The organism is Bacillus infantis, from assembly GCF_050107595.1.
Lineage (GTDB): Bacteria > Bacillota > Bacilli > Bacillales > Cytobacillaceae > Bacillus_AB > Bacillus_AB infantis_C.
Genome location: NZ_JBNILH010000007.1, coordinates 206,717 through 231,258, shown reverse-complemented (window position 1 = coordinate 231,258; position 24,542 = coordinate 206,717). Strand labels below are relative to the sequence as shown.

24 protein-coding genes and 1 pseudogene are annotated in these 24,542 nt (G+C 47.0%); 24 read left to right on the top strand and 1 reads right to left on the bottom strand.

Features of this window, described 5'->3' with window-relative positions; genetic code table 11:
* Positions 1–56: 56 nt before the first annotated feature.
* The 24 genes from ACQCVH_RS16320 (at position 57) to ACQCVH_RS16205 (ending at position 24,232) form a co-directional block, all read left to right on the top strand.
* Positions 57–905 carry a M55 family metallopeptidase gene (locus ACQCVH_RS16320; protein ID WP_426836694.1) on the top strand — a complete coding sequence of 283 codons (849 nt, stop codon included), beginning with the start codon at positions 57–59 and terminating at the stop codon, positions 903–905.
* A 48-nt stretch (positions 906–953) separates the two neighbouring features.
* Complete coding sequence (locus ACQCVH_RS16315) at positions 954–1,880, top strand: ABC transporter permease (RefSeq protein ID WP_426836693.1); 927 nt, start codon at positions 954–956, stop codon at positions 1,878–1,880.
* A 2-nt stretch (positions 1,881–1,882) separates the two neighbouring features.
* A complete protein-coding gene (locus ACQCVH_RS16310) occupies positions 1,883–2,827 on the top strand; it encodes an ABC transporter permease (RefSeq protein WP_426836692.1) in 945 nt (314 codons plus the stop codon).
* Positions 2,828–2,839: 12 nt separating this feature from the next.
* Positions 2,840–3,853, top strand: coding sequence for an ABC transporter ATP-binding protein (locus ACQCVH_RS16305; RefSeq protein ID WP_009795620.1), 1,014 nt, complete (start codon positions 2,840–2,842; stop codon positions 3,851–3,853).
* Between the two features lie 2 nt (positions 3,854–3,855).
* Positions 3,856–4,812 carry an ABC transporter ATP-binding protein gene (locus ACQCVH_RS16300; RefSeq protein WP_426836691.1) on the top strand — a complete coding sequence of 319 codons (957 nt, stop codon included), beginning with the start codon at positions 3,856–3,858 and terminating at the stop codon, positions 4,810–4,812.
* Between the two features lie 67 nt (positions 4,813–4,879).
* Positions 4,880–6,499 carry a peptide ABC transporter substrate-binding protein gene (locus ACQCVH_RS16295; protein ID WP_426836690.1) on the top strand — a complete coding sequence of 540 codons (1,620 nt, stop codon included), beginning with the start codon at positions 4,880–4,882 and terminating at the stop codon, positions 6,497–6,499.
* A 72-nt stretch (positions 6,500–6,571) separates the two neighbouring features.
* Entirely contained in the window at positions 6,572–6,940 is a 369-nt protein-coding gene (locus ACQCVH_RS16290; protein ID WP_426836689.1) for a DUF3899 domain-containing protein, read from the top strand.
* 97 nt (positions 6,941–7,037) lie between these two features.
* Positions 7,038–7,793, top strand: coding sequence for a sulfite exporter TauE/SafE family protein (locus ACQCVH_RS16285; RefSeq protein ID WP_426836688.1), 756 nt, complete (start codon positions 7,038–7,040; stop codon positions 7,791–7,793).
* A 74-nt stretch (positions 7,794–7,867) separates the two neighbouring features.
* A complete protein-coding gene (locus tag ACQCVH_RS16280) occupies positions 7,868–8,209 on the top strand; it encodes a nuclease-related domain-containing protein (protein WP_426836687.1) in 342 nt (113 codons plus the stop codon).
* 29 nt (positions 8,210–8,238) lie between these two features.
* A complete protein-coding gene (locus ACQCVH_RS16275; RefSeq protein WP_426836686.1) occupies positions 8,239–8,763 on the top strand; it encodes a hypothetical protein in 525 nt (174 codons plus the stop codon).
* Positions 8,764–9,880: 1,117 nt separating this feature from the next.
* Positions 9,881–10,789 (top strand): N-acetylmuramic acid 6-phosphate etherase, encoded by a 909-nt coding sequence (murQ, locus tag ACQCVH_RS16270; protein ID WP_426836685.1) that lies wholly within the window; start codon positions 9,881–9,883, stop codon positions 10,787–10,789.
* A gap of 221 nt (positions 10,790–11,010) precedes the next feature.
* A complete protein-coding gene (locus tag ACQCVH_RS16265) occupies positions 11,011–12,372 on the top strand; it encodes a PTS transporter subunit EIIC (RefSeq protein WP_426836684.1) in 1,362 nt (453 codons plus the stop codon).
* Complete coding sequence (locus ACQCVH_RS16260) at positions 12,369–13,382, top strand: MupG family TIM beta-alpha barrel fold protein (protein ID WP_426836683.1); 1,014 nt, start codon at positions 12,369–12,371, stop codon at positions 13,380–13,382. The genes ACQCVH_RS16265 and ACQCVH_RS16260 overlap by 4 nt, the downstream gene beginning before the upstream one ends.
* 298 nt (positions 13,383–13,680) lie before the next feature.
* Positions 13,681–13,971 (top strand): putative quinol monooxygenase, encoded by a 291-nt coding sequence (locus ACQCVH_RS16255; RefSeq protein ID WP_426836682.1) that lies wholly within the window; start codon positions 13,681–13,683, stop codon positions 13,969–13,971.
* Positions 13,972–13,998: 27 nt separating this feature from the next.
* On the top strand, positions 13,999–15,120 hold the full coding sequence (locus ACQCVH_RS16250) for an NADH-dependent flavin oxidoreductase (RefSeq protein ID WP_426836681.1): 1,122 nt from the start codon (positions 13,999–14,001) through the stop codon (positions 15,118–15,120).
* A 22-nt stretch (positions 15,121–15,142) separates the two neighbouring features.
* Positions 15,143–15,439, top strand: a complete 297-nt coding sequence (locus tag ACQCVH_RS16245; protein WP_094768924.1) for a heme biosynthesis protein HemY — start codon at positions 15,143–15,145, stop codon at positions 15,437–15,439.
* Between the two features lie 179 nt (positions 15,440–15,618).
* Positions 15,619–16,530, top strand: coding sequence for an AEC family transporter (locus ACQCVH_RS16240; RefSeq protein ID WP_426836680.1), 912 nt, complete (start codon positions 15,619–15,621; stop codon positions 16,528–16,530).
* Positions 16,531–16,666: 136 nt separating this feature from the next.
* Entirely contained in the window at positions 16,667–17,692 is a 1,026-nt protein-coding gene (locus ACQCVH_RS16235; RefSeq protein WP_426836679.1) for an ATP-grasp domain-containing protein, read from the top strand.
* A gap of 106 nt (positions 17,693–17,798) precedes the next feature.
* Positions 17,799–18,143, top strand: a complete 345-nt coding sequence (locus tag ACQCVH_RS16230) for a metal-sensitive transcriptional regulator (protein WP_426836678.1) — start codon at positions 17,799–17,801, stop codon at positions 18,141–18,143.
* A 14-nt stretch (positions 18,144–18,157) separates the two neighbouring features.
* The gene (copZ, locus tag ACQCVH_RS16225) at positions 18,158–18,364 is read left to right on the top strand and encodes a copper chaperone CopZ (protein ID WP_009793167.1); all 207 of its coding nucleotides are present in this window, start codon (positions 18,158–18,160) and stop codon (positions 18,362–18,364) included.
* A gap of 85 nt (positions 18,365–18,449) precedes the next feature.
* Positions 18,450–20,864 (top strand): heavy metal translocating P-type ATPase, encoded by a 2,415-nt coding sequence (locus ACQCVH_RS16220; protein WP_426836677.1) that lies wholly within the window; start codon positions 18,450–18,452, stop codon positions 20,862–20,864.
* 12 nt (positions 20,865–20,876) lie between these two features.
* Complete coding sequence (locus ACQCVH_RS16215; RefSeq protein WP_426836676.1) at positions 20,877–20,999, top strand: hypothetical protein; 123 nt, start codon at positions 20,877–20,879, stop codon at positions 20,997–20,999.
* Positions 21,000–21,179: 180 nt separating this feature from the next.
* Entirely contained in the window at positions 21,180–22,436 is a 1,257-nt protein-coding gene (locus ACQCVH_RS16210) for a M20/M25/M40 family metallo-hydrolase (RefSeq protein WP_426836675.1), read from the top strand.
* Complete coding sequence (locus ACQCVH_RS16205; RefSeq protein ID WP_426836674.1) at positions 22,436–24,232, top strand: S9 family peptidase; 1,797 nt, start codon at positions 22,436–22,438, stop codon at positions 24,230–24,232. Before ACQCVH_RS16210 ends, ACQCVH_RS16205 begins: the two co-directional genes overlap by 1 nt.
* On the opposite strand, the pseudogene ACQCVH_RS16200 reads toward ACQCVH_RS16205, so the two are convergent.
* Positions 24,229–24,502 (bottom strand): annotated as a pseudogene (locus tag ACQCVH_RS16200) (hypothetical protein). The gene ACQCVH_RS16205 and the pseudogene ACQCVH_RS16200 sit on opposite strands and share 4 nt — an antisense overlap.
* Positions 24,503–24,542: the final 40 nt, after the last annotated feature.

Genomic DNA, 24,542 nt, shown 5'->3' with positions numbered 1-24,542 from the left:
CCGAAAAGACTGAAAAATTAAAATAATGAATAGTTATTCATTTGGGAGGATATTTAATGAAAATTTTTATTTCAGCAGACATGGAAGGCATTTCAGGAGTAGCGACAAACCAGCAGCTAAAAACGAATTCAGAATACCAGCGGTTCAGGAAGCTGATGACAGCCGATGTGAATGCAGCAATCGAAGGAGCTTTCAATGGAGGGGCAGAGGAAGTGGTCGTGGCAGACGGCCATGGCAATATGTCAAATATCATCATTGAAGAAATGGATCCGCGTGCCCGCCTCGTATCAGGGAACAACCGGGTCATGTGCCAGCTTGAAGGTCTGGATGAAACGTTCAGCGGGATCATGTTCGTCGGCCATCATGGCAGGGAAGGCGGTTCTGATCTGACTGTCATTTCCCATACACTTGCAGGCATTTGTGTGAACGAAATGAAAATCAACGGAAAGATCGTTGGTGAAACAGAAATGAACACAATGGTGGCAGGGGCCTTCGGTGTCCCGGCAATCTTTGTTTCCGGTGATGACGCTTATGTAAAAGAAGTGCAGGAAACACTTCCGCATGTAGAGGGAGCCGTAACGAAAAGGGCGGTTGACAGGTTCGCTGCCGAATTGATCCACCCTGAAAAAGCAAGGGAAGAAATCAGGGCCAAGGCTGAGGCTGCCGTTAAAAAGGCAAAGGACCAGCAGGCTGTCGAGACGGAAGGGCCGGTAACATTTGAAATCGAAATGAAGGGGCCGCAGCAGGCAAAAATGACAACAACCCTCCCGACAGTTGAATTGATAGGGCCAAAGAGAATCAAGTTTACTTGCGATGATATGGTCACTGCCTATAAGCATATGTGGGGCTGCGTCATCATAGCAATGACTGCTACCAATGGAGTTCTGGGCCAGGTGAATGCGTAAAAAGAAAAAGGAGCTCTACTGCTCCTTCAATGCTGTGGAGGTGAGCAAATGTACATAGTCAAACGATTCCTCATCATGCTCTTAACGATTTGGGTAATCGCTACACTGACATTCGTCATAATGAAATTCATACCCGGGGATCCATTTGCTTCAGACGGCGATGTGCTGCCTGAGGAAGTTCTACAGAATATCAGAGCCAAATACAATTTGGATGAACCGCTGCCCGTACAATATGCACTGTTCATGAAAAATCTTGCGGTAGGTGACCTTGGGCCGTCCATCCAGTCGGAAACAAGGAGCGTCAACTCGATCATAGCTGAAGGCGCACCGGCTTCTGCACTGCTTGGGATCCAGTCTATCACGATCGCTTTAATATTCGGCCTTGCGCTCGGGATTATAGCGGCACTGAACCATAATCGTTTCATCGATTATGCGAGCATGATGGTTGCCATCATCGGCATCTCTGTCCCAAGCTTCATCCTGGCGCCGCTCCTGATTAAATATTTTGCGGTGGATTGGAGGCTGCTGCCTGTTGCTTCATGGGGAACATGGGAGCATACAATCCTCCCGTCACTCGCACTGGCTGCGACCCCGCTTGCAGTCATCGCCAGGTTCATGCGTTCAAGCATGCTGGAGGTCATGAACCAGAATTATATTAAGACAGCCAATGCTAAGGGTCTTTCAACGTTCCAGCTTGTACTTAAGCACGGTATCCGGAATGCCATCATGCCGGTCGTTTCCTTTATCGGCCCATTATTTGTTGCGCTGATAACCGGTACCTTTGTTATTGAAAAAATCTTTGCCATACCTGGAATCGGCCGCTATTTCGTTGACAGTATCTTCAACAGGGATTATCCCGTTATCCTGGGGACAACGATTTTCTTCAGCGCCATTCTTGTCATCACCCTGTTTTTAATTGATATTTCCTACAGGCTGATCGACCCACGAATAAAACTATCGAGCGGAGGGGAATAAACATGCAGCCGAAACAATCAGAAGAGCTCCTGTTCAGGCCTGTATCGCCCGATAAAAAGAGCCTTGATGAAATCCAGAGGCCGTCCTTGAGCGTCTGGAAGGAAACGGCACTGAATATTGTAAGAAATAAATTGGCATTGCTTGGCTTCAGCCTCCTTTTGGTGATCATCCTCCTTGCGGCTTTCGGACCATCATTTGTCCCGTACAGCCCTTCTGACCAGGATCTGACTAAAGGCAATCTTGCCCCATCTTCAGAGCATTGGTTCGGGACAGATGATCTGGGGAGGGATATGTGGACGCGTACCTGGTACGGAGCAAGGGTGTCCTTGACTATCGGTTTTGCCGCAGCCATCATCGACCTGATCCTCGGTGTAGCGGTAGGCGGGATCAGCGGCTATATGGCCGGGAGAGGGAAGTTCGGAGACCGGGTGGACAGCCTGCTTATGAGGCTTGTTGAGATTCTTTACGGCATCCCTTATCTGCTCGTCGTCATCCTGCTTATGGTCATCATGGAACCTGGCGTCACAACCATTATCATTGCCCTGTCTGTCACAGGTTGGGTCGGGATGGCCAGGATCATCAGGGGTCAGATCCTTCAGCTGAAGTCACAGGAATATGTCATGGCAGCAGAAAAATTGGGGACCTCCCACGGGAAAATCATCATGCGCCATCTGCTGCCAAATACGATGGGCATCATAATCGTCAATCTGACATTTACAATCCCGCAGGCCATCTTTGCCGAATCTTTTCTCAGCTTCCTTGGATTGGGTGTTCAAGCCCCATTTGCAAGCTGGGGGACGATGGCCAATGATGCATTGGGTGTCATCCTGAGCGGACAATGGTGGAGGCTGTTTTTCCCGGGGCTGATGATTTCCCTGACAATGTTTGCATTCAATGCATTCGGTGACGGACTTCAGGACGCGCTGGATCCAAGAGTACGGAAATAGGAGGCATGACAGATGAGCCATTTGCTGGAAGTGAAAAACCTCGAAGTTAATTTCAAGACATACGGAGGAGAGGTAAAGGCAGTCCGGGACGTTTCCTTTCATATCGATAAAGGCGAGGTACTGGCTATCGTAGGAGAAAGCGGAAGCGGAAAAAGCGTGACTGTCCAGACGATCATGGGGCTGATACCCACTCCTCCCGGAAAAGTAAAGAATGGGCAAGTACTTTTTCAGGATAAGGATTTGCTGAAAATCTCCAAAAGGGAAATGCAAAAAATCAAAGGCTCGAAGATCAGCATGGTCTTCCAGGATCCAATGACTTCCTTAAATCCGACAATGAAAATAGGCAAGCAGATAGAAGAAGGTCTTCTCATCCATCAAAAGCTGGGAAAAACAGAAGCTAAGGAAAAGGCAATCGAGATGATCAAACTCGTCGGCATCCCAAATCCTGAAGAGCGGTACAGCCAGTATCCACACGAATTCAGCGGGGGGATGAGGCAGCGTGCCATGATTGCGATTGCCCTTGCCTGCAATCCGGAGCTTCTGATCGCAGATGAGCCTACCACTGCACTTGATGTAACGATCCAGGCCCAGGTGCTGGATCTGATGAAGGATCTGCAGAAAAAAACAAATACTTCTATTATATTAATCACGCATGATTTGGGAGTGGTCGCTGAAACGGCCCAGCGTGTGATTGTCATGTATGCAGGGATGATGATCGAGAGCGGGACTGTCGCTGAAATTTTCGAGAATCCTAAGCATCCCTACACCTGGGGACTTCTTGAGTCGATTCCCGATACAGACTCTCCTGATAAGAAAAGGCTCGTGCCGATTGAAGGCTCCCCTCCGGATTTATTTTCGCCTCCAAAGGGATGTCCTTTTGCACCAAGATGCAAATATGCAATGGAAATCTGCCTGCAGCAAATGCCGCCAGCATTTGGAGAGGAAAATGGGCATCAGGCCAAATGCTGGCTGAATGACCCAAGGGCCCCTAAGGCCGAAGACTTCGTTGCAGCAGGGAGGGAATGAAAATGGCTGAAACACTTTTAGAAATAGAAGCTATGAAAAAATATTTCAAAATTAAAAAAGACCAGACGGTAAAGTCAGTCGATGATATCACGATTTCCATAAAAAAAGGCGAAACCTTCGGCCTTGTCGGTGAAAGCGGAAGCGGAAAATCAACGCTCGGCAAAACCATCGTCGGACTTCAGAAGCCAACAGAAGGAAAAATCATTTATAACGGCAGGGACGTAGAGTCGCTTGATAAAAAGGAGATGCAGGAGGTCAACAGGGAAATGCAGATCATTTTCCAGGATCCCCACGCATCCCTTAATCCAAGGATGAGGGTCGGCGATATTATCGCGGAAGGCATGGATGCACACAAACTGGCCAGAGGAAAGGAGCGCCAGGAAAGGATTTATGACCTCCTTGAAAGGGTGGGCCTGCGCCCCGAGCATGCCAAACGCTATCCGCATGAATTCAGCGGCGGGCAGCGCCAGCGCATCGGCATTGCCAGGGCTCTTGCTGTCGATCCGAAATTCATTGTTGCCGATGAACCGATTTCTGCGCTCGATGTCAGCATCCAGGCACAAGTCATCAATCTTCTGGAGGATCTGAAGGAAGAGCAGGGGCTCACCTATTTATTCATCGCCCATGACCTGGGGATGGTCAAGCATATCAGCGACCGGATTGGTGTCATGTACCTTGGCAGGATGATGGAGCTGGCCGAAAGCAGAGAGCTTTTTGCCGAGCCGCTCCATCCTTACACACAGGCGCTTCTTTCAGCAATCCCGGTGGCTAATCCGACCGCAGCCAAGCGGGAGCGCATCACACTTCAGGGAGATCCTCCGAGCCCGGTGAATCCGCCAAGCGGCTGCCGTTTCAGGACACGCTGTCCGCATGCAATGGACATCTGTGTGAAAAAAGTGCCGGAATGGAAGGAAGCAAGGCCTGGCCACTGGACAGCCTGCCACTTGTACAACGATTGATCTTCACTTCTCTGCAGGAAATGAGAGAGGATAAGATAAATATAATGGATGAGAGGGGAATGGGAATATGAAGAAATGGTTATCAGGAATTGCCGCAGCTCTTTTTGTCTCTTCAGCTTTAGCTGGCTGCAGCGGTGATGAAGGAGCTTCCGGCAGCGGAAGCGGGGAAGATGTTAAACAGGAAATCGTACTTAATGCGATGAGCGAGCCGCCGGATTTGGATCCTGCACTTGCAACAGATACAACATCAGGCTGGATCATGGACCATATTTTTGAAGGCCTTTATACAAAAGATAAGGACGGAAAGCCGGTATTAGGCACAGCGAAGGATGTACAGGTATCTGACGATGGGAAAACCTATACTTTCACACTCCGTGATGATGCAAAATGGTCAGACGGGACACCAGTGACGGCCGGTGATTTTGAATACGCCTGGAAGCGCGTCCTGAATCCGGACACAGGAAGTTCATTTGCATTCTACCTTTACTATCTTAAAGGTGCCGAGGAATATAACAAAGGAAACGGGAGTGCAGAAGAAGTCGGCGTCACAGCCAAGGACGACCAAACACTTGTCGTTGAGCTGAATGCACCGCTTGGATATTTTAACGAATTGCTGACAATGTGGACATTCTATCCTGTTAAACAGGAGCTTGCTGAAGAGAATAAAAATTGGGCTGCCGATGCAGAAGGCTATGTGAGCAACGGACCGTTCAAGTTCACTTCTTGGAAGCATGACAGTGAAGCAGTTGCAGAAAAGAATGAAAACTATTGGGATAGCGAGGCAGTAAGCCTTGAGAAAATCACTTGGAAAATGGTCAATGATGCAACCACCTACTATCAGATGTATAAAACAGGTGAACTTGATCTGATCCAGACACTTCCGACAGATGCCCTTGCCCAGGAAAAAGAAAACAAGGAATATCAGGAAGTCCCTTATTTCGGAACATATATGTATATGTTCAATGTTGAAAAAGAGCCATTTACCAATGCTAAAGTCCGCCGTGCCTTTGCTATGGCCATCAACCGTGAAGCTATCTCAGAGAACATTACAAAAGCAGGCGAGACTCCGGCCTTTGCTTTCGTGCCGCCAGGGGTTGAAACACCTGACGGAGACTTCCGTGAAACCGGCGGAGCTTATTTTGAGGAAAATGCAGATGAGGCGAAAAAGCTTCTGGAAGAAGGGATGAAAGAAGAAGGCTGGACAACCCTTCCAGAAGTAACCCTTCTATATAACACAGCCGAAAACCACAAGAAAATCGGTGAAGCTGTACAGGAAATGGTCAAAAAGAATCTGGGCGTTAACATCAAGCTGGCCAACCAGGAATGGAAGACTTACCTTGATACAACAAAGCAGCATAATTTCCAAATGGCACGCATGGGCTGGATCGGTGTCCTTCTCGATCCTGTTGTAATCCTCGATTATTATCTGGGAGACAGCCCTAACAACCGTACACAATGGGTCAACGAAGAATACGATTCACTGATTGCCCAGGCAAAAGTGGAACAGGATGAAGCCAAGCGCTATCAGCTTCTGCATGATGCTGAAAAAATCCTGATGGAAGAAATGCCGTTCATGCCGGTATATCATTACACAAATACGTACCTGACATCACCTAAATTCGAAGGAGTCGTATATCCGTTCAACCGTTATCCGGCTCTCAAGTGGACAAAGAAAGTTTCAGAATAATAGGAAGGCGGAGGCTGCCAGCTTCCGCCGTTCCTGCTATAATGTTAGAAAAACAGTCTGGGGGGACATCTTATGAAATGGAAAATAACAGGTTTTCTGCTGATCACCTGCATTTGGCTAAGTATACGGGTAATGGGAATCCTGCCCCTGCTGGACTGGATCAATCTATCATTCATCGCAGGTATAGCGGGGCTTTCTGCAGCCGTCATCATCACCATCTTTAAAACTGGATTTCTATCACTGTTCTTCAGCGGATTCCGCACTATCGGGACTAGCCTGTTTCCCCGTTCCAATGCCATGGAACGGACTGACAGCATGGTAAGCAGCGACTATAAATGGCAGGAATTCAAAGCCGGGGCCACATCAGTACTGCTGTCTTCCTTCCTGATCGCCGGAATCAGCTCGATGGCTGTATCGCTTATTGGACTGTGCTTTTATTAGGAAATAGTAGAAGGAGGCTCCTGCAGGGGCCTTCTTTTCTTATTTTTTCAGATGGATATATGTATAATAAAGGATGGAAAAAGGAAGGAAGAGTATTATGGCCATAACTTTAACGATGCTGCTGATGGGCATGCTCCTGGGATTTATCGGGGCAGGCGGGGCCGGCTTTATCATTGCAATCCTGACGCTGGTGTTCGATGTGCCGATCCATATTGCTTTAGGGACATCACTTACTGCAATGATTTTCACAAGCTTGTCAGGAGCATACAGCCATTACAGAGAAGGGAATATGGCGGTGAAGGCAGGGCTTGTGACAGGTATTGCCGGTGCTTTCGGTGCATACGGAGGCTCGAAGCTCGCTGCAGGGATACCTGTGGAATCACTTCATTGGCTGACGGCAGGCATGCTGTTCCTGTCCTCCATATTGCTCATGGTTAGATTGTACATATCCAGGAATCTCACTGACCAGGAAGTCCGGAGAGACAAGCTGTCCTTCCAGCTGGCGGGAAAAGCTATCATCCTTGGTCTGATAACCGGCTTATTATCGGGAACATTTGGGATTGGATCCACACCGTTCATTCAGCTTGGTTTACTGATCATGCTCGGCCTTACAATCAGACAGTCGATAGGCACAACTATGCTTGTTATACTGCCTATTGCGGCAGGAGGAGGCCTAGGGTATCAGTCCGAAGGCTATCTCGACTATCTGCTTCTTCTGCAAGTGCTTCTCGGCACCATGACAGGCGCTTATATCGGTGCAAAATTCACAGCCTATGCTCCCAAAAACGTACTGAAGGCCTCAATGATATTAACACCGGCCGCCGCCGGGCTGCTGCTGCTTTTTCCGCAGTAGCGGCCTGGTGTTTTTTATTGCTTTTTTTTTAGGTGGGGCTGTAATAAAATGGTAGGGAAAGGAGGAGGACATAATTGAGAAAAAAGCGTGTGGAATCAACTGAATTGAGGATTTTGAAATCTCTTGGCGCCAGGGTCCAGCTTGCTGCCCCGGACGCAAAACAGCTCGATATATTGCTGAAGGGCTGGAAGGGAGAAGAGGAGTTTGACCAGTGGGTTAATACCATTGATGGGCATATTTTAAATGATCTCTTGCTTTCCCATCAAGGTACGATTTTTCAAGTTGACTCTTTAATTTTTTCCGGTACAGCGCTTTACCTGTTTGAAATTAAAAACTACCAGTGCGACTTTTATATTCAGGTGATGCCTGGTACACTTTTTCCGGTAAAGAAATCAAGAATCCGGTACTTCAGCTGAGGCGCACAGAAAACCTTATGAGACAGCTTTTGAAGGAACATGGATTTGAGGTTAGAATGGAAGCTAATTTAATCTTTGTAAATCCGGAATTCAGCCTCTTCCAGGCCCCAAAGAATCTCCCCATCATCCTCCCCGGCCAAATGAACCGCTTCCGTGAAAAACTCCTGAACCAGACCTCTCCTATAAAACATTCACACTCTAATTTAGCCAAGAAGCTTGTATCCCTTCATATGGAGGAAGACCCTTTTCCGAGAAACTATGAATACCCCTATGAACAATTAGAAAAAGGTTTGGTTTGCCCGCAATGCAAGGAGTTTTATCATACTGTTAAACATTCATTAGTGGTCTGTGAACTTTGCGGTGGGAGGGAAACTCTTGAAGATGCAGTGGTAGGGGCTGTGGAGGAAATTAGGATGCTTTTTCCTCGGAGGACAATCACCACTCCTTTGCTTATTGATTGGTGCAGGATTATTAAGGATAGAAGAACAATCCAACAGATACTCAAAAAGAATTTTGCAATTGAAAGGCGCGGGAGAGCTACCCATTATTTATGAATTATATTTCGTTTTAGAAAAGAGATTAATCAATTTTTTACTGGCATGAAGAGGTGAGAGTCATGTATAGAAAGAGGACTAATCAATGCATGACTGGTAAGAGAAGAGATGAGTCATGTATAGAAAGAGGACTAATCGATGCATGACAGGCAAGGGAAGAGATGAGTCATGCATAGAAAGAGGACTAATCAATGCATGACTGGTAAGAGAAGAGATGAGTCATGTATAGAAAGAGGACTAATCGATGCATGACAGGCAAGAGAAGAGATGGTTCATGTATAGAAAGAGGACTAATCGATGCATGATACGCAAGAAGAAGTGGGAGTCATGCATAGAAAGAGGACTAATCGATGCAAGACAGGCCAGAAAAGGTGAGAGTCATGCATAGAAAGAGGACTAATCAATGCATGACTGGTAAGAGAAGAGATGAGTCATGTATAGAAAGAGGACTAATCAATGCATAACTGGTAAGAGAAGAGATGAGTCATGTATAGAAAGAGGACTAATCAATGCATGACTGGTAAGAGAAGAGATGAGTCATGTATAGAAAGAGGACTAATCAATGCATGACTGGTAAGAGAAGAGATGAGTCATGCATAGAAAGAGGACTAATCGATGCATGACAGGCAAGGGAAGAGTTGAGTCATGTATAGAAAGAGGACTAATCAATGCATGACTGGTAAGAGAAGAGATGAGTCATGCATAGAAAGAGGACTAATCGATGCATGACAGGCCAGAAAAGGTGAGAGTCATGCATAGAAAGAGGACTAATCAATACATGACTGACAAGAAAAGAGATATAGAAAGGAGTCTAATCTACCCATGCAGGCAAGAAAAAGAGTGAGTCATCCAAACAACCGTTAAATTGCTCAAAGGCTCGTAATACACAACGCTCCAACCCGGCCCCAAACTAAAACATTTTTTCACCCGCCCCCTCCGTCCATCTAAAAAAAGAATACAACCCAACCAGGCTCATATATATAATAGTAAAAACAAGCTCAAACTCCACCAGTGTTGAAATTATATTTCATAAAAGAAAATATGTTATTGAACTAATATTTCAAACCCTCTATAATGAAATTAGAACTAGTTCATCAGTGACAGGAGGGCCTTAGGAATGAAAGAGAACTTAACCTCGTTAACAACGGAAACCCGCAATGAGCGGACAATGAAGATTGATACGGCTTCACCTTTGGAAATCATAACGATGATGAATGAGGAAGACAAGAAGGTGGCATTAGCAGTTGAGCAGGTTCTCCCGGATGTAGAGATAGCAGTCGGGTTTGTATTCGAATCCCTGAAAAAGGGAGGCAGGCTCATCTATATAGGGGCTGGTACAAGCGGCAGGCTCGGTGTTTTGGATGCGGTTGAATGCCCGCCTACTTTCAGTACGGATCCGGAATCTGTGCAGGGAATCATGGCCGGGGGCAGGGATGCTTTTGTCAAGGCCGTTGAAGGGGCAGAAGATAAGCCGGAATGGGGCGAACGGGATCTGAAGGAGATTGGCCTGACACAAGATGATACTGTAATCGGCATTGCGGCGAGCGGGCGCACCCCTTATGTGGCAGGAGCGCTTAAGTATGCGAGGAGCATCGGAGCCAGGACGGTAGCACTTTCATGCAACACCGGCGCCATCATCAGCAAAGAAGCTGACCACAGCATTGAAGTGATTGTCGGCCCTGAGGCGCTGACAGGCTCAACAAGGCTGAAGGCGGCAACTGCCCATAAAATGATTCTGAACATGATTTCAACTGCCAGCATGATTCTGTTCGGCAAGGTTTATGAAAACTTAATGGTGGATGTGCATGTCAGCAATCATAAGCTTAAGGAGCGTGCAATCGGCATCATCAGCAAGATAACCGGTGCTGATTATGAACTGGCCAAAAAGGCTCTTGAAGACAGCGGGCTTCAAGCTAAATCTGCAATCGTTATGATCAAAACAGGAAAAAGCAAAGATGAAGCAGAGGAGCTGCTCAATCAGGCTGGCGGATATGTGCGTATGGCAGTGGAGAAGGCCGGCAATTAAACCTATCAGGGGAAGGCGCCATGTTACGGGCCTGCCCTCTGCATATCCTTTTTTGGGGGTGGTCATCAAAAAACAGCTGACAGGGGTTTTTCATAATATAGGCTTGGACTGATACTTTATCCTATTATTCTCTTAAGCTATTTTTTATGTCTTGGATGAAAACGATTGCAATAGTTTGAAAATTTTTACTGACATCAATGTTAGAAATGGGGGAAATTCAAATGGCTGGCGAAAATACAATTCTTGCCGAGAAAATACTCGAAAAGCTGGGCGGAGCTTCCAATATCGGATCCTATACGCATTGCATGACCCGTCTTAGAGTAACGCCGCTAGATGAGTCATTGGTAGACAAAGCAGGACTGAAAAAAACAGATGGAGTCCTGGGACTTGTAGAAGAAGAAACACTGCAGATTATTCTTGGGCCTGGCAAGGTCAATAAGGTTACAGAAGAGTTTGGCAAACTGCTTGAAGCGTCGGGTGAGCTCAATCTGAATGACCGGGCGGCAAGCAAAAAGTCAGAAATCAATAAGAAAAATGCGACTCCTTTTAAACTGTTCCTTCGCAAGATTGCGAGCATCTTTATCCCGCTCATTCCGGCACTTGTTGCTTCCGGTTTGATCACAGGTATTTCGAAGGCTGTCATTCAGGCAGGCTGGCTTGATGGTGAATCACAGCTTGCCATGATTCTGACTGTAATTGGCGGAGGACTGTTCGCTTATCTCGGCATCCTGGTCGGTATCAATGCGGCGAAAGAGTTTGGGGGTTCGCCTGCACTGGGCGGACTTGCAGGGATATTGATTATCAATCCTTCAGTCGCCGGCATCACGCTTTTTGGTGAAGCGCTTGTTCCTGGCCGCGGCGGCTTGATAGGAGTACTCCTTGCTGCCATCTTTATTGCGCTGGTCGAGCAGCGGGTCAGAAAATTTGTACCACAGTCACTGGATATTATCATTACGCCAACAGTTTCGCTGCTGATTACAGGGATTGTCACCTATGTGGTATTCATGCCTGTTGGGGGCTTTATCTCTGAAGGAATAACAAAGGGCTTGCTTTCTGTTCTTGATATCGGCGGCGTCGTTGCCGGATTTGTCCTTGGGGCAACCTTCCTGCCGCTTGTCGTAACCGGGCTTCATCAGGGTCTTACTCCTGTCCACCTGGAACTGATCAATTCAATCGGCGATGATCCATTATTGCCAATCCTTGCAATGGGCGGCGCCGGCCAGGTTGGTGCAGCATTTGCCATCTATTTCAAAACCAAGAAGAAGCGCCTCAAAAGGGCAATCGGCGGGGCTCTGCCTTCCGGAATGCTTGGTATCGGCGAACCGCTGATCTTTGGTGTAACGCTACCTCTTGGAAGACCTTTCATTACGGCTTGTCTTGGAGCAGGTGTAGGCGGCGCATTCCAGGCGCATTTCGATATTGCCACTGTTGCAATCGGAGTATCCGGCCTGCCGCTTGCCTTCATTGTTAATGTAGGTGAAATTCTTCTGTACCTTGTGGGACTTGTCATTGCCTATGCAGCAGGATTTGCCTTCACCTATCTGTTCGGATTCAAAGATGAAATGGCTGGTGAGTTTGATTGATCGGCATTTCCTTCTATCTGAACGATCCTTCTGCTGAAGAGCGGATCAGGGATGCAGGAAGCAAAGGGGTGAAGCGGGGCTTCACCTCGCTTCATATCCCTGAAGAAAAAGGGGAGCTGGCGGCAGCGGCCAAGAGGCTGCTTTCTGCTGCAAAGGAAAGCGGCATTGATGTTTATGCGGATGTTTCCATGCATACACCTGGCCATCTGGGAGTTGCAGACCTTTTTGCTTTAAAAGAACTTGGGGTAGCCGGCCTTAGGCTGGATGACTTTTTCGACCATCATCAGATTATCTCCCTTGCAAAGGAATACAAAATAGCTGTGAACTCCAGTATCCTTTTCGAGGAAGATATTAAAAACCTTCTCAATCTCGGGCTTAAACCTGATAGGCTGATTGGATGGCATAATTTTTACCCGAGAAGGGAAACCGGGCTGGCTGAATCTTTTTTCTATGATCAGAATATGCTTTTTAAAAGCCTGGGAATTCCGCTTGCTGCCTATATTCCATCCCGGGGTGAAAAAAGGGGACCGCTATTCGAAGGCCTGCCGACGCTTGAAAAGCATCGCCATGCTGAACCCTTTGCTGCTTATGTGGAGCTGAAGGCTGTGGGAATTGATGATATTTATATCGGCGATCCGGATATTGGTGCAGGGCTGCTGGAGGATCTTCTGGCTTACGAAGAAGACTCTGTCATGCCGCTGAGAGCTGAGAATTGTGCAATACTTGAGGGAACTTATGCTACTCGGCCTGATCAGGCAAGGGATGCAGTCAGGTTCATGAATACCCGGACAACTGACCCTGTGCCCCCATTGAACTGCGGTAAACGCGATGCAGGAACGATTACTGTGGATAATGAGCATTACGGCCGTTACAAAGGTGAAGTGCAAGTAACACTGTCTGATCTTCCGGCAGATGAAAGAGTAAATATAGCCGGCAGGATAAAAGAAGAAGACCGCCCGCTCCTCTCATTCATAAAGCCGGGGCAAAAAATTCGTATTATCCATATTTAAAGGGCAAGCACACTCATAACAGAGTGTGCTTTTTTGTGATTTATGCTGACGAGCCCGCAGGACGGGGGGAATGCAGACGCTGCCACAGGACGCAGCGTTTTTAGTTAATTGAACAAGCCGCTTCCGCATTTCATTCAAGCATTTCTTTTGAAAAATCTCTCCCGGTAGAATATGATATCCTTAATCCCTTTTGAATCCTTAATGTAACTTTTTTTGTTACAGTTCAAGAATTCGGAAGATATTTCATTGATTTTTAACCAATACTAAAATTTGTGTAAAAAAGAAGGAGGAGCTTTCTATGATTATCATTCATGCCCATATTACGGTGGATCCGGCAAAGCGTGATGTTTTCCTGGAGAAAACCAAAGAAGTGATCAAAGGGTCACAGGCTGAGGAAGGAAATATCAGTTATGATTTATTTGAGAGTGCCGGTAATGAAAATTCATTTGTGATGCTGGAGAAATGGAAGGACAAGGAAGCTGTAAGGCTGCACGGCGAAACTGCCCACTTCCAGAACTATATGAAGGAAATGAAAGAAGTATTGTCAGCACCGCTCAAGGCCGAACGCTTTGAAGCAGAAGAACTCTAAAACACACCAAGGGAGGACATCAGGTTTATGAAAGAACAATACAAACAATTTTTTGAGTCATTTACTTTTAAAAGTGGAATTGAAGTTAAAAACAGACTGGTCATGGCACCAATGACAAATTTCTCTTCCAATGAAGATGATACTGTTTCTGATGCTGAGGCTGCCTATTATGCCCGCCGGTCAAAAGGTCCTGGCATGGTGATTACGGCTTGTACATATGTGACCGAGAATGGAAAAGGCTTCCCGGGAGAGTTTGCCGGCCATAAAGATGAGTACATCCCAAGCTTGAAGCGCCTTGCAGGAGACATTCAGGCAGAAGGAGCGAAAGCGATCCTGCAGATTTTCCATGGCGGAAGGGAATGCCCTCCTGAGCTCGTTCCGAACGGAGATATTGTAAGCGCCAGTGCAGTTGCAGGCTCAGGCGAAGGAAAAAAGGAACCGCGCGCGCTCAGCGGCGAGGAAGTTGAAAGCATTATTAAAGATTTCGGCGAAGCCGCAAGACGTGCAATTGAAGCAGGGTATGACGGGGTGGAAATCCATGGAGCCAACGGCTATCTGCTGCAGCAATTCTTTTCTCCTCATTCAAACCGCAGGGATGATCAATGGGGAGGCAGCCTGGAAAAGAGGCTTACTTTCCCGCTCGCTGTTGTTGATGAAGTCAAGAAAACGGTTGCGGCACATGCCAAAAAGCCGTTTGCTGTAGGCTACAGATTTTCTCCTGAAGAACCGGAAACACCAGGGATTACGATGGCGGACACTCTTGTCCTGATCGATGAGCTGGCAAAAAAAGATCTCGACTATCTCCACGTTTCACTCCAGGACTTCTGGTCAGCGCCGCGCCGCGGAGTCGAAGATACAAGGTCCAGAATTGAAATCATCCAGGAAAGAGTCGGCAGCCTTGTCCCTGTTATCGGCGTTGGTTCTCTTTATACGCCGGAAGAAGTAGAAAAAGCGTTTGGAACAGGCGTCCCTCTTATTGCGCTGGGCCGTGAGCTGATCATTGATCCGGAGTGGGTGCAAAAAGTCGAAGAGGGCAGGGAAGACGAAATCAAAACCAAAATTGATAAGGATGCCCAGGGGGAGCTGACTGTTCCAGATCCGCTCTGGCAGGCTATCATTAATACCCCTGGCTGGTTCCCGGGCGTATAACACTTAAAAGGAGATCGGAAAAATGAAAGTCAAAATCAACCGCAATGCGGCTAAAGTGCTGAAAAAGATGCTGGAAACAGCAGAAGAAGGCCAGTATATCCGCGTTTTCGTGACAGAGCATCACGGAAACCACGCCCATTATGACATTAAGCTCGATACACCTGCAGAGCATGATGAAATTGTATCAACCGACAAGGATATCGACATCCTGCTCGATGCACGGGAAGATTTCCTGGATGGTGTATGGATCCAGTACTTCTTTGTTCCAAAAGAGGAATTTGTCATCTACAATCCTTTAAAAGAAAAGCATCATCATTAAAGAGAAAGCATGATTGCTGCGGCTGCAGCATCATGCTTTTTTTAGAAATTTCCAGTTTTCATTCGAATTTTTAAAAATTAATAACTTTAATGCTTTTCTTGAGCAGAGAAGTACAGATTCTTGTATAATAGAAACTGGTTTTTACGAAATCCGAAATATCTTGAATGGAAGCTGATGAAATGTCCTTTATAGCAATCTTAATTCCCATTTTTCTTATCTTTGGCCTTGGCTATGCCGGCCAGAAAATCTTCAGGCTGGAAACGAAGTCTCTGTCCATCGTGGCCATATACTTAATGACTCCCTTTCTTGCCTTCAGGACTTTCTACGAAACAGAGTTCAATCTTGATTATGCAGTAATGGCCATTTACACATTGGGACTGGCCTTGGCAATCATTGCGCTCGTGTATGCTGCAGCTTATTTTGCAGGATACAGCAGAAAGCGCACATGCGGCATCATTTTATCATCAGCTTTCATGAATAACGGCAATTATGGAACCCCGCTTGTCCTGTTTGCGTTTGGACAGGAAGGAATACAATATGCGGTTGTGCTGATGGTCATCCAGCAGCTGCTGATGTGCACCCTGGGGGTATATTATGCAGCTAAAGGATCTATTGAAAATGCCAGCTTTAAAACGGCCCTGAAAGAGGTCGTAAGGGTGCCGATTGTTTACGGCGCCTTGCTCGGAGCGGCATTGCAGTTTATGAACATTCATGTCAGCGGGACTCTGATGGAAGCAGTCCGGATGGTAGGAGATGCGGCCATACCAACGGTCATGATCATCCTTGGCATCACGCTCGCCAATATATCAGTAAAAAACCTGGAAATAGGCCCGCTCTCTGTCTCCCTTACCTTGAGAATGGTTGTATCTCCTTTGATCGCGCTGGCTTTTACATTTTTCCTGCCTGCGGATACTCTTCTGAAGCAGATCATGATTGTCATGGCGGCCATGCCTTCTGCTGCTAATACGACCATGTATGCCGTTCAATATGGTACAGATCCGGAGCTTGTTTCAAGCGCGACGCTTGCCAGCACATGCCTGAGCATCATCACCCTGCCGATCATCCTGTACAGTGTGACTTTTATGCAGTAGAAGATTGCCAGATACTGTTTACCTCTGTCGAAAATGTGAGATAATAGATCTATCAGAGTATTCCTTTTTTTCAGCCTTTTGTGGCAAAGGAGTTCTCAGGAGTTCATATTTTACTGACAGGGGAATGAGGGCTGGCATGAAAATCTGGTTTAACCGCTGGTTCACGACGGTGAGCCATTATATCACAATGATTAAGAACAATCCTGACAATAGAAGCTTTACCATATATGGGACCCATCCGGACAAGGATGCACTCTATTTGCAGGTATGCGATTTCAAAGGGATTGAGCCTGATATATCCGGTGAGGAATATATTTTGTTCTGCCTGGACTTCTGTGCCCGGAACGAGATTGATATTTTTATTCCCCGCAAGGAAAATGTCCTGATTTCACGGAATCTTGCCCGTTTTGAAGCAATAGGCGTCAAGGTGCTTGTCTGCCCGGACCCGATGCTGATGTCCTTCATGGACAATAAGGCGGCCATCTACCGGTCAATTGAGGAAAAGACAGCAGCCGGCAAGCAGCTGGTAAGCATCCCTGACTACGAAGTCGTCAATACAGCTGCAGGCTTCAAGGAAGCCTATCATAAGCTTAAGGCTGCAGGCCATAAAGTCTGCTTCAAGCCTGTAATTGGAGAAGGGGCATATGGATTCAGAGTGGTAAAGGATCGTGAAGATTCAATAGCGGAGCTGTTCGGGCAAGGGGTTGGACACCGGATTTCCTTTGCGAATGCCTGCGGAATTTTATCGCAGCAAGAAAGCTTTCCAGACCTGATGGTGCTCGAATATCTGGATGGCCCTGAATACAGTATCGACTGCCTGGCTGACGGCGGCAGGCTGTACACCAGCATTCCAAGGAAAAAAGGCCAAGGACGGGTAAGGGAGCTGGAGGAAAACCTGCTTCTCAGCGGGATAGCCGAAAACCTTCATCGTGAATTCCCGGTTCCATATGTGTTCAATGTTCAAGTCAAATATGGGCAAGGTGTGCCAAAGCTGCTGGAAATCAACCCGAGAATGAGCGGGGGGCTTCATATCAGCTGTCTGTCCGGCATTAATTTCCCTTATCTTGCCATTAAACTCCTCTTAAATGAAAAGATTGATCCTGCTCCCCCGAATTTCGGGATAAGGGCAAGCTATCTTGAAAAAGAGGTTATCTTAAGCTGAAAAAGGAGCTGAGATTCTCCTTTTTTATTTTTTTTCTAAATTGAGAAGAATTACTTTACATACCATACCAGGGTATACTACAATACAGTTAAGGGGAGGGAATTTAATGGAAAAGGAATTAAATGAATTGCCGTTAGTCCCTGAGGGTGAAAGCTGCGATCATATGAGCGTGCGTAAGAGCCATCACTCAGAAGTGACAAAGAAAAACCTTGTCACCAGGCTTAACCGGATTGAAGGCCAGATCCGGGGAATCAAAGGCCTGATTGAAAAGGATACGTATTGTGATGATGTTATTACCCAGATTTCAGCCACTCAGTCTGCTTTGAACAGCGTTGCCAAACTTCTGCTCGAGGGGCACCTGAAGAGCTGTGTAGTCGAGAGGATCCAGGAGAACGACCTTGAGGTGGTTGATGAGCTGCTGGTAACTGTGCAAAGACTAATGAAGAAATAAAGGAGAGATTCAGAATGGAAACAATCACATTAGAAGTAAAAGGCATGAGCTGCGGCCATTGCGTAAAAGCTGTAGAAGGAAGCGTAGGGAAGCTTGAAGGCGTATCTGCTGTAAAGGTTGATCTCGAGAATGGCAAAGTCAATGTCGAATATGATTCATCCAAAGTAAATCTGGGCGAAATTAAAGAAACAATCGATGATCAGGGCTATGATGTTGTCTAACAGCAGATAGCCTGCGGGACCGTGCTGAGGCACGTTCTCTTTTTCATCAAAATATACCCCGTATAGGTATAAGGAGATGTTAGCGATGAGCGAGCAAGCAAAAGAAACTCAGTTTGAAATTAGCGGGATGACCTGTTCAGCCTGTGCCGTAAGAATAGAAAAAGGACTAAAAAAGGTTGAAGGCGTGGAAAATGCTTCAGTCAATCTGGCTCTTGAAAAAGCGGCTGTTCAATTTGATCCTGAAAAAGTAAAGCAGGAAGATATTTTTCAAAAGGTTGAGAATCTGGGCTACAAGGTTGTGACTGAAAAAGCAGAGCTCACCATTACCGGGATGACCTGTGCAGCATGCTCTTCACGTATTGAAAAAGGACTTAAGAAAATGGAAGGAATTAGTGACGCAAACGTCAACCTGGCGCTGGAAAGGGCTGATGTTGTCTATAATCCTGCTGCAGTGTCGCCAGCCGACCTTATTAAAAGAGTTCAAAAGCTTGGCTACGGTGCTGCCCTGAAGACAGAGAAAGGAACAGGGGAAGAGCAGGACCACCGTGAAAGGGAAATTGAGAGACAGAAAGGAAAATTCACTTTTGCTCTTATTCTTTCTCTGCCATTACTATGGGCAATGGCCGGACATTTCAGCTTTACCAGCTTCCTGTATGTGCCGGAGATGTTCATGAATCCCTGGGTGCAGCTGGCCCTTGCTGCTCCAGTCCAGTTTATCATCGGCCGCCAGTTTTATACAGGCGCCTACAAAGCTCTTAGAAACGGCAGTGCCAATATGGATGTACTGGTTGCCCTCGGCACCTCTGCTGCCTTTTTCTACAGCTTATATTTATCAATAAAATCAATAGGTTCAGGGGGCCACTCAGTAAATCTCTATTTTGAGACCAGTGCAGTCCTGATAACGCTGATTATTCTGGGGAAACTGTTTGAAGCCAAAGCAAAAGGACGGTCTTCTGAGGCCATTAAAAAGCTGATGAATTTGCAGGCTAAAACGGCGCGCGTTATCAGGAACGGCGAGGAAACAGAAATCCCGCTGGAAAGCGTCATGCCCGGTGATATCCTTGCCGTGAAGCCAGGAGAGAAAATTCCTGCTGACGGAATGATCCTTGAGGGCAGAACCGCCGTGGATGAAAGCATGATAACAGGTGAAAGCGTACCTGCAGATAAGGAGCCCGGCGATTCAGTCATTGGGGCAACCATCAACAAAAATGGTTTCATAAAAGTGCAGGCAGCAAAAGTGGGGAAAGATACAGCCCTCGCACAGATCATCAAAGTTGTTGAGGATGCACAAGGATCAAAGGCGCCAATCCAGCGCCTTGCTGACAAGATTTCCGGGATATTTGTACCGATTGTTGTGGGGATCGCTGCCATTGTATTCCTTATCTGGTACCTATGGGCAGATCCAGGCAATTTTGCAGTAGCTCTTGAAAAATTGATCGCTGTCCTTGTGATAGCATGTCCATGTGCACTTGGTCTGGCAACTCCGACGTCCATCATGGCTGGCTCCGGGCGGGCTGCAGAATACGGAATCCTTTTTAAGGGCGGGGAGCATCTTGAGCGGACACACCGCATCACAACCGTTGTCCTTGATAAAACAGGCACAATTACCAACGGTAAGCCGGTATTGACTGACGTGCTGACTGAAATGGATGAAACCGTGTTCCTGGCACTGGCAGGCGCCGCTGAAAAGCAGTCAGAGCATCCTCTTGCCGAGGCAATAACGGCAGGGATCAAAGCCCGCAATATAGATATGAAAGAAGCGGAAGAATTTGAGGCAATCCCCGGATATGGCATTAAAGCTGTTGTGGATGGAAAGAAGCTCCTGATAGGAACCAGAAGGCTGCTCGGCGGGAATTCTGTTGATTTCAGCTCCGCTGCCAGGGATCTTGAAAAGCTTGAAAGCGAGGGCAAAACTGCCATGCTGGCAGCCATTGACGGGCTGTTTGCCGGCATCATTGCTGTTGCAGACACGATCAAAGATACATCTGCGGAGGCAATAGCACGCCTTAAGGAGATGGATCTTGAAGTAATCATGATGACAGGTGACAACAAGGCTACAGCCGAGGCAATCGGCAGGGAAGCAGGAGTTGATGCAGTAATTTCTGAAGTCCTCCCAGAAGGAAAGGCAGAAGAAGTGAAAAAGCTGCAGAAGCAAGGGAAAATTGTCGCCATGGTGGGAGACGGAATCAATGATGCACCGGCACTGGCTGTTGCTGACATTGGAATGGCAATCGGAACAGGCACTGATGTGGCGATGGAAGCGGCAGATATCACCCTGATCCGCGGTGACTTAAGAAGCATTTCTGATGCCATTTATATGAGCAGGAAAACAATCTCGAATATCCGGCAGAACCTCTTCTGGGCTTTTGGATATAATACGCTCGGCATTCCTTTTGCAGCACTCGGTCTGCTGGCACCATGGCTGGCAGGGGCAGCAATGGCTTTCAGTTCAGTCTCGGTTGTCCTGAATGCGCTGAGGCTGCAGCGGGTTAAATTATAAGGAGGGCTTCTGATGAAAAAGTGGGCCATATCAGCCGCAGTATATCTGCTTTTGGTGGTTTGCGGTTATTATATTTACGATACATTTATCGCTGAACCCCCTGCGGAACCAGAGCACGGGCATCAAGGCGATTAGGATGGAATGGCAAAATGCTATTTGTTTTTAAAGCAGAGAAACAGAACGAGAGGAAAAAGCTCCAGATGCATGGAGCTTTTTCCTTTTTTACTTAGGAGAAAATCTTCTGGAGCCTTCCAGCAACAATAGATTTAATTTTTGGAATATAATAATAATAGACTTTGCAAAGGGGGAAGAAAATTGGCGGGAAATCTTGAAATGAACAATAGCGTGGCGGAAACATTGGAAAAAATAATGGGCATTTCAGCTGTCCAAAAGGGACTATCCTTTTTAAAAAATGATAATGACCGGACATCTGCTGATCAAAAGGAGCTGACGAGCATCCCTGCACCTACCTTCGAAGAGGGGGAACGGGGGGAGTATTATAGGCGAAAGCTGGAAGAGCTGGGTATTGAAGATATTTCGAAAGATGATGCAGGCAATATATTCGGCCTGAGAAAGGGAACGGGGAATGGACCGAGGATTGCGGTTTGTGCCCATCTTGATACGGTTTTTCCAGCAGGTACTGACACAGTCCCAAAAGAAAAAGACGGAAAAATTTATGCTCCCGGCATCGCTGATGACGGAAGGGGGCTGGCTGCCGTACTGACTCTTATCCGTGCGTTTAACGAAACGGGCATCGAAACGGAAGCGGATATTCTGTTTGGAGCGACGGTCGGAGAAGAAGGACTTGGGGATTTAAATGGCGTTAAGGCGCTGTTTGGACAAGATCATGGGATAGACGGTTTCATTTCCATAGAACCGGGCAGCCCCGAGCGCATTACTTATCTGACTGCAGGCAGTAAAAGATATGAGATTATCTATAAGGGTCCAGGCGGCCACAGCTTTGGGGATTTCGGGACGCCGAGCGCCATTCATGCTGCAGGAAAGGCCATTTCCGGCATAGCAGATCTTAAGGTGCCTGAAGATCCGAAAACAACTTTTAATGTGGGGATAGTATCCGGAGGGACCTCGGTCAATACGATTGCAGCGGAAGCAAGATTGATCATTGATCTTCGTTCTGTTTCCGCAGATGAGCTTGCAAGGGTTGAAAATGAAGCACTCTCCATCATCAAGGAAGCTGCCGGAGCTGATTCCGGAATTACAGTTGAAATTAATCAGGTAGGGGACCGGCCGGCAGGCAGCCAGGATATGGAATCAGCCATCGTTCAAACTGCTGCGGAAGCCTCAAGGCAGCTTGGCTTCACAGCTTCGTTTGAGAAAGCCAGCAGCACTGACTCCAATGTGCCGATTGCTCTTGGAATTCCGGCTGTTACACTTGGCGGCGGCGGAAGCTTTGGCGGCATACATACACTTGAAGAGTATTTTGATCCTTATGATGCGTATTATGGTCCGCAGGCCATTTTCCTCTGCATTCTTGGATTGGCTGGAGTCAAAGGCATTACAAGTCCGCTCCTTGGCTTCCACCGTCAAAATGATTCAGAAAGGAGCTTATAATGGCACAATTGACGATTGAAAATTTTATGAGCATCAGAAATGTGAAAAATCCTGTTTACGTACCCCAGGGAAAGAAGCTGAATTTCATCTCAGATGCATCCGGGCTTCCGCAGATCTGGGAAATAAACCCTGAAACCCGCAATCCTGTTCAGGTGCTGGAAACCGCTGAAAGGATTATGTTTGTTTCTTTTATCCCGGGAACAGGCAAAAGAATTTTTGGCATGGATGAGGGTGTGAATGAAAAGCAGCAGCTATTCCTTCTCACAGAAACAGGGGAGGTCATACGGCTGACCGACTCGCCTGAACATATCCATAAGTATGGCGGTGTATCCCCGGATGGAAAGTGGATTTCCTGGGCCAGCAACCGCCGTCATAACACCTATTTCGATATTTATATTCAAAGTCTGGAAAGTTTTGAAGTTAAAATGGTGTTCCGGGGAGATGGGAATTTTTCTCCGCTTCTATGGCATCCGGAAGGAAACTCCCTGCTGATAGAGCAGGTAAACACGAATCTTGATAATGACCTTGGATTGCTTGATCTTTCAGGGGGAACGGTGCAGTGGCTCACAAAGCATGACGGAGAAGCGGCTTTTGCCAGCCCTGCGTTCAGCTCCGATGGGAAAGTGCTTTACCTTCTCTCCAACAGGGACCGGGAATTCATGAATCTTGCCAGCCTTGATCTTGAGACCCTGGCAACACAATGGCTGGTCGGGAAGGAGTGGGACTTGGAAGAGCTGAAGCTTAGTCCTGATAAAAAGAAGATGGCTTTTTCTATAAATGAAGGAGGGGTTTCAAAGGGGGCATTATTTGATCCGGAATCGAATGAAGTGAGAGAGTGGGAATCCCCTGCAGGCGTCATTACTGACTTTGCCTTTTCTCCTGATAACAGCAGGCTTGCCTTTGTCCTGAATGGGCCCCAGCATCCTCCAGACATTTGGGAGCTTGATCTCAGGTCTCTTAAAGCTAAAAGGGCTACATTCATTTCGCATGATCCTGTGGTAGAGGAAAAGCTGTGCGCCCCTGAGCTGATTTCTTTTGCTTCCTTTGATGGGCTTGAGGTTCCTGCGTTCTACTATAAGCCAAAAAAGGCCGATGGAAAGCTCCCGGTGGTTGTGTTTGTCCATGGCGGCCCGGAAAGCCAGATAAGGGCTGCCTTTAATCCATTCCTGCAATTTTTCCTGAATAAAGGATTTGCTGTATGTACGCCGAATGTCAGGGGCAGCACTGGCTATTATGGTAAAAGCTTTACCCATCTGGATGATGTCAGGAAACGGATGGACTCTGTCCGTGATTTAGTCCATCTTGTCGACTGGCTGAAAACAGAGGGAGGGGCTGACGGGGATCAGATCAGCATAATGGGGAGAAGCTATGGGGGCTTCATGGTCCTGGCAGCCATCACCCACTACCCTGACATATGGTCTTCTGCTATTGACATTGTCGGTATTTCCAGCTTCCGGACTTTCCTGCAGAACACCAGCCCATGGAGGCGGAAAATGAGGGAAGCTGAATATGGAAGCATAGAGAAAGACGGGGCATTCTTCGATGAAATTGATCCGCTGCATAAAACAGAAAAGATCCAATGTCCGCTTCTCGTTCTCCATGGCGCCAACGATCCAAGGGTGCCGATTGAGGAAACAGAGCAGATTGTGGAAGATCTGAAGAACCGCAAACATCCTGTAGAGTATATTCGTTTTGAGGATGAAGGACATTTCTTTGTTAAAAGGGAGAATAATATTAAAGCTTATACAGCTTCATGGGATTTCCTCAAGGAGTATTCAGGAAGGATTAAACTTTAGGAGCTGCTGCTGCGGTAAGCTTTTATGGAAGCTTTCAGGCTGCTGTATGAGCCTATCGCTGCAGACCCATAAAACCATTCCCATAAAAAGGCCGGCCACAAAATCATGCTTATGGCTAATAAAGACAGAAATGGCCAATCCGCATAATAAAGCAACGGTCGGTACGATTTTTCCAGGGATATTGAAATACAGCTTCAGCAGCTGTGTTACAATAAGAACCGCAGGCACGGCAAAAACGGCATCCCAAAAGTTGGTATGTATAACAGACATTCGGCCTATTCTTCCAGATCAGGTCTGGGCTGCTTCGCTC